Below are 6,382 nucleotides of genomic sequence, written 5' to 3' on the forward strand. Positions count from 1 at the left end.
ATTATACTCCTAAAATTAATGTTAGTGCATTATTATTTTTAATAAAATTATAGCATAATTACTATAATTTTAGTTTGTAAATTAATTTTATATTCTACCAATCATATTTTCTCTCTCTACCCCTACAATTTTTGTAGATAGAATCTTACCACTTAAATCCTCTGTGCTGGCTGTTATAACCTTTATATAATTCTCTGTATAACCAACATAATGATTATCTTTACCTTTTAAAGGCTCTTCATACAATACTTTCATTTCTTTATTTGCAAACTTCTCCATGAACTCTACTTCTAGAGTATTGTTTAAGTCTATTAATTTCTTACTTCTTTCTTCCTTTAGATTTCCATCTACCTGGAATGGCATATCTGCAGCTTTAGTTCCTTCTCTTTTACTATACTTAAATATGTGCATTTTACTTAACTTTATATCTTTTAAGAATTTGTAAGTCTCATCAAACTCATTATTAGACTCTCCTGGGAATCCTGCAATTATATCTGTAGTTATAGATATATCCTTCATATGTTTTCTTAGATTATCTACTACTTCTTTATATTCTGCCGCTGTGTACTTCCTATTCATCCTTTTAAGAGTACCATCACTTCCACTTTGAAGCGAAAGATGGAAATGTGGACATAATTTCTCTAGGGAACATATTCTGTCTATTACACCCTCAGTAAAGAATGTTGGATCAATAGATCCTATTCTTATTCTCTCTATACCCTGAATTTTATCTATTTCCTCTAGTATTCTAACTAAATCCCAATCTCCCTCCAAGTCTACCCCATAGGAAGCTGTATGAACTCCTGAAAGTATTATTTCTTTAAATCCATTTTCACTTAAATCTTTTACTTCTTTAATTATTTGCTTGGGTTCTTTGCTACAAACGGCTCCTCTTGCAAATGGAATTAGACAGTATGTGCAAAACCTATTACAGCCATCTTGAATTTTAAGGAAAGCTCTAGTCTTATCCTGATATTCATTTATAGCTAGTTCTTCAAATTTTTTATTCTTAAGAACATCACTTACTTCTATTATTTGTTTCTTCTCTTCTCTAGTTCTATTTACCCAGTAAACAACCTCACCTTTGTTTCTGCTTCCTAGGACTACATCTACTCCTTCAATTTTAGCTATTTCATCTGATGCTATCTGTGAGTAACATCCAACTACAGCTATTATTGAATCTGGGTTGTTACGTCTTGCTCTCCCTATCATCTGTCTTGACTTTTTATCTCCCATATTGGTTACTGTACATGTGTTTATAACATAAACATCAGAATATTCATCAAAACTCACTACTTCATATCCATCTTTTATAAACTTCTCTGCCATAGCCTCTGATTCATAAGAGTTAACTCTGCATCCTAAAGTATATAGTGCAACTTTCATTATATGGTTCCTCCTAAATCTCCAAGTTCGTACATTATAAGACTAAGAGCTACAAACCCGGCAGTTTCTGTTCTTAGTATTCTTGGTCCTAAAGTTACTATAAATCCACCTAAATCCTTCAATGCTTCAATTTCACTTTCTTCAAATCCACCCTCTGGTCCTATAACTATTCCTACATTTTTTATATCTTTGTTCTGCACCTTACTTTTCACATATCTCATCCCTAGATTTTCTTGATTTTCATAAGGGACTACTATTAGGTCAAAGTTTTTAAGCTCCTCTACTAAGGCTTTAAACTCCATAGGTTGGTTTATTGTTGGAATTATACTTCTTTTGCTCTGCTTGCAAGCCTCTAAAGCTATTCTATTCCATCTATCAACCTTTTTAAATTCAGAAGTTTCATTTCCTTTAACCACAACTCTTTCTGTGATTATGGGAGTTATTTCACTAATTCCAAGCTCAGTACATTTTTGAGCTATTAAATCCATCTTTGCAGCCTTTGGTAGTCCTTGAAAAAGATGTACTGCTATAGGACTCTCATTGTTTAGTTCTACTTTTTCAATGATATTAACCTTTACTTCTTTTTTATTTACTTCCTGTATTTCACCGATATATTCAGTACCCTTGCAGTTGTTTATATTTACTTTATCTCCAGCCTTAAGCCTTAATACCTTGTATATGTGCTTAACATCATCACCTTCAATGGTACATAGATTTCCACTTATGTTGTTATCTTCTATAAAAAACTTATGCATTTCTAGCTTACTCCTATCAAATTTTTATTTCTTTGCAACTATGCAAATCCATTCCCCATCTTCCATAACTTCTTCAATACTAAAATTTAAAGATTCTAGTTTATTAACTACCATATCTCTTTGAGTATTTAGTATTCCTGAAGCTATAAAACGCCCATCTTTTTCTATGAATTCTTTTACGCCTTCACATAAAAACATAATTACTTCAGCTAATATATTTGCTACTACTATATTTGCCTTACCATTAACAACTTCCATTAAATCTCCATGAAGTATTTCTATGTTTGATAGGTTGTTAAACCCTACATTCTTATTTGCTGACTCTACAGCTACTGGGTCAAGGTCTACTCCTACTACATGTTTTGCCCCTAGATGTGCTGCAGCAATTGATAGTATTCCTGAACCTGTTCCTATATCAAACACAATAGAATCTGCTTTAACATACTTCTCTATAGCTTTTACACACATTCTAGTAGTCTCATGGGTACCCGTTCCAAAGGCCATCCCTGGATCAAGCTCTACCACAAGTTCATCTGTTTTTTCATCGTACTCTTCCCAAATAGGTTTTACAACTATTCTATTTCCAACCTTTGTTGGTTTATAATACTGTTTCCAATTGTTTTCCCAATCTTCTTCATTTACCTTGCTTGATGTAACAATTCCCTCACCCTTATCAAATCCAAAGTCACTTAACTTATCTACACTTTCTTTTATGTAATTTAAGGTATCCTTAAAGTTGTCTGTCTCTTTGAAATATCCCTTAACTATGGCACCCTCTTCTATAGTTAAAACTGATTCATTAATAAAATCTGCATAACCAGGGTTCTTCTTCTTAAACTCAACATCTTGAACATCCTCTATAGAAACTCCTTCTACATCGCAGTTATAAAAGAATCCAGATACGGCTTCTGTGGCCTCACTACTTGTAATTACAGTTACTTCAATCCAATCTTTATCCATTATTTATTCCTCCTAAACATTTTAAAATTTATCCCATATCGCTCTAAGGATATATGTATTTTTTCTATATAACTTATAATTCTAATTTAAACACTTAGCAAAATCCATTATACACTAAATATTATTTAGTGTGTAATAGAAATTAAAATGGCTGTTTCATCACAGAAATTACTTTCTATCCTAAAACAGCCATTGTATCAACAATTTATTTACTTTCCGAAGATTCCTTTTTTATGCTTCTTTTTATCTACATTTGCATTAGTCTCTGGGATCTCTCCGCTAGCTTCCATAAATAATCTTAATGCTTCTTCCTGCTTCTCATTTAGAGATTTTGGAACATCTACTATTACCTTAACGTAATGATCCCCTCTACCTGCAGAATTTACTCTTGGAACACCCTTAGCTTTTAATCTAAACACTGTTCCTGGTTGAGTACCAGCTGGTACCTTATAGGTAACATCACCATCTACTGTTGGTACTTTTATTTCTGTACCAAGAGCTGCTTTTGCAAATGATACGTGTGCTTCCATATGAATATCAAAGCCATTACGCTTAAAAGTACTATGAGGAGCAACTCTTATATTTACATAAAGATCTCCTGATGGACCTCCATTTTCACCTACTTCACCTTGTCCTCTTAAAGGCATTACATTACCAGTATCAACCCCTGCTGGAACATTTATTGTAAGATTCCTAGTTTTTCTTTCTTTTCCTGTTCCTCTACAAGTTGTACATGGAGCTTCTATAATTTTACCTTTACCTCCACAAGCATCACAAGTAGCTGTTGTTGAAATAACGCCAAGAGGTGTTCTTCTTTGAACTTGAATTTTACCTCTTCCACTACATTTAGAGCAAGTCTTTGGAGTAGTACCTTGTTTAGCTCCACTTCCTCCACAATCCTCACATTTTTCTCTTCTTGTGACTCTAATCTCTTTTTCACAACCAAATACAGCCTCTTCAAAGGTTAAATTTAGGTTATATTCCATATCAGCGCCTTTTCTAGGACCATTTTTGTTTCCAGATGAACCAAATCCTCCACCAAAAATGTCTCCAAAAATATCGCCAAACCCTCCAAATCCGCCTCCAAAGTCAAAACCATCAAAACCCTGTGCTCCACTAAAATCTGTTGTTCCATATTGATCATATCTTTGTTTCTTTTCAGCGTCTGATAGAACTTGATAAGCTTCATTTACTTCTTTAAACTTTTCTTCCGCAGCGTCATCCCCTTGATTTCTATCTGGATGATACTTCAAAGCCGATTTCTTAAAAGCCTTTTTAATATCGTCTTCACTTGCATTTCTATCTATTCCAAGAACTTCATAATAATCCTTATTAGCCATATTAAAAATTCACCACCTATTTTACTCTTTATATATATTAAAGCATCCTATGTATAATTTCAACCATTTGCTCAATTGCAATAAGTAGAATTTTAACACATACACTATTTACTAATCGTCTCTATAAAAATTTATTTATAGCTCTTATATATAATTCCTATTATTTTAAACTTTAAATTAAGGGATGATTTTTACGTCATCCCTTAATAATATTTTATAATTGAAATTCATTCAATGAGTAAGTTCCATACATAAAATCAATGATTTAAAGTACTATTAATGAAACTCCTTCTCACCTTCGTTCCAATGAGTAAGTTTCACTATCCAAATGTAAAATTTGGAGTGTCACTTAAATTAGTCTACTTTGAAGTCAGCATCTACAACATTATCATCTTTTGGTGCTTCTTGTGCTCCTGCTCCACCCATGTTGTTTGGATCAAATCCTTCTGCTCCTGGCTGTCCGCCCTCTGCTTGGTAAACTTTTGAAGATACTGCATAGAATTCTTGAGTTAATTCTTCTGTAGCTTTTTTAATAGCTTCTATATCTTCACCATCTTTAACTGATTTTAAAACTTGTAGTCTTTGCTCTACTTTAGCTTTATCTTCATCAGAAACTTTTTCTCCAAGGTCTGTTAATGATTTCTCTGTTTGATAAACCATTTGATCTGCAGTGTTTTTAGCTTCTATTGCTTCTTTTCTTTTCTTATCTTCTTCAGCAAATCTCTCTGCTTCATTTACTGCATTTTGGATTTCATCATCGCTTAGGTTAGTTGAAGCTGTAATAGTTATATTAGCTTCTTTTCCTGTTCCTTTATCCTTAGCTGAAACTTTAACTATACCGTTAGCATCTATATCAAAAGTAACTTCGATTTGAGGTATTCCTCTTGGTGCTGAAGCAATTCCAGAAAGAGTGAATCTTCCTAAACCTTTGTTGTCAGCTGCCATTTGTCTTTCACCTTGAACTATATTAATTTCAACTGATGTTTGACCATCTGCTGCAGTTGAGAACACTTGGCTCTTCTTGCTTGGAATTGTTGTATTTCTTTCGATTAATGGAGTAGCAACTCCTCCTAAAGTTTCAATTCCTAAAGTTAATGGTGTAACATCAAGAAGTAATACATCTTTAACATCTCCAGTTAATACTCCACCTTGAATAGCTGCTCCTGCTGCAACACACTCATCTGGGTTAACTCCTTTTGATGGCTCTTTTCCAGTAAAGTTTTTAACTGCTTCTACAACTGCTGGAATTCTTGTAGATCCACCAACTAGAACTACCTTATCTATTTCTCCAATTGAAAGTCCTGCATCACTAAGAGCCTTTCTCATTGGTTCTATTGTTCTTTCTACTAATTCATGAGTTAATTCATTGAATTTAGCTCTTGTTAAGTTCATTTCTATATGCTTAGGACCTGTAGCATCAGCTGTTATGAATGGAAGATTGATGCTTGTTTGAGTAGAAGATGATAATTCTATTTTAGATTTTTCTGCTGCTTCTTTTAATCTTTGAAGAGCCATTTTATCATTTCTTAAATCAATTCCATTTGAAGCTTTGAAAGTTTCTGCTATATAGTTCATGATCTTCTCATCAAAGTCATCTCCACCAAGTTTAGTATCTCCATTTGTAGATTTAACTTCGAAAACTCCATCTCCAAGTTCTAGGATAGATACGTCGAAAGTACCACCACCAAGGTCATAAACAAATATTTTTTGGTTTGTATCCATTTTATCAAGACCATAAGCAAGTGATGCTGCAGTTGGCTCGTTGATAATTCTCTTAACATCAAGACCTGCTATTCTTCCAGCATCTTTAGTTGCTTGTCTTTGGCTATCGTTAAAGTATGCAGGTACTGTTATAACTGCTTCTGTAACTGTTTCACCTAAGTAAGCTTCTGCATCAGCTTTTAATTTTTGAAGTACCATTGCTGATATTTCTTGTGGAGT

5 protein-coding genes are annotated in these 6,382 nt (G+C 33.4%); all 5 read right to left on the bottom strand.

What is annotated here, in order from left to right:
• Positions 1–87 precede the first annotated feature (87 nt).
• A complete protein-coding gene (gene mtaB, locus RSD37_RS14735; RefSeq protein WP_346947503.1) occupies positions 88–1,386 on the bottom strand; it encodes a tRNA (N(6)-L-threonylcarbamoyladenosine(37)-C(2))-methylthiotransferase MtaB in 1,299 nt (432 codons plus the stop codon).
• Complete coding sequence (locus tag RSD37_RS14740; RefSeq protein ID WP_346947504.1) at positions 1,386–2,141, bottom strand: 16S rRNA (uracil(1498)-N(3))-methyltransferase; 756 nt, start codon at positions 2,139–2,141, stop codon at positions 1,386–1,388. The genes mtaB and RSD37_RS14740 overlap by 1 nt, the downstream gene beginning before the upstream one ends.
• A gap of 24 nt (positions 2,142–2,165) precedes the next feature.
• Positions 2,166–3,101, bottom strand: a complete 936-nt coding sequence (gene prmA, locus RSD37_RS14745) for a 50S ribosomal protein L11 methyltransferase (protein WP_346947505.1) — start codon at positions 3,099–3,101, stop codon at positions 2,166–2,168.
• 209 nt (positions 3,102–3,310) lie between these two features.
• The gene (gene dnaJ, locus RSD37_RS14750) at positions 3,311–4,441 is read right to left on the bottom strand and encodes a molecular chaperone DnaJ (RefSeq protein WP_346947506.1); all 1,131 of its coding nucleotides are present in this window, start codon (positions 4,439–4,441) and stop codon (positions 3,311–3,313) included.
• A 354-nt stretch (positions 4,442–4,795) separates the two neighbouring features.
• Positions 4,796–6,382 (bottom strand): molecular chaperone DnaK (dnaK, locus tag RSD37_RS14755; RefSeq protein WP_346947507.1); only part of this gene is annotated, 1,587 nt, incomplete at its 5' end.

Source organism: Clostridium sp. (genome assembly GCF_036646415.1).
Lineage (GTDB): Bacteria > Bacillota > Clostridia > Clostridiales > Clostridiaceae > Clostridium_J.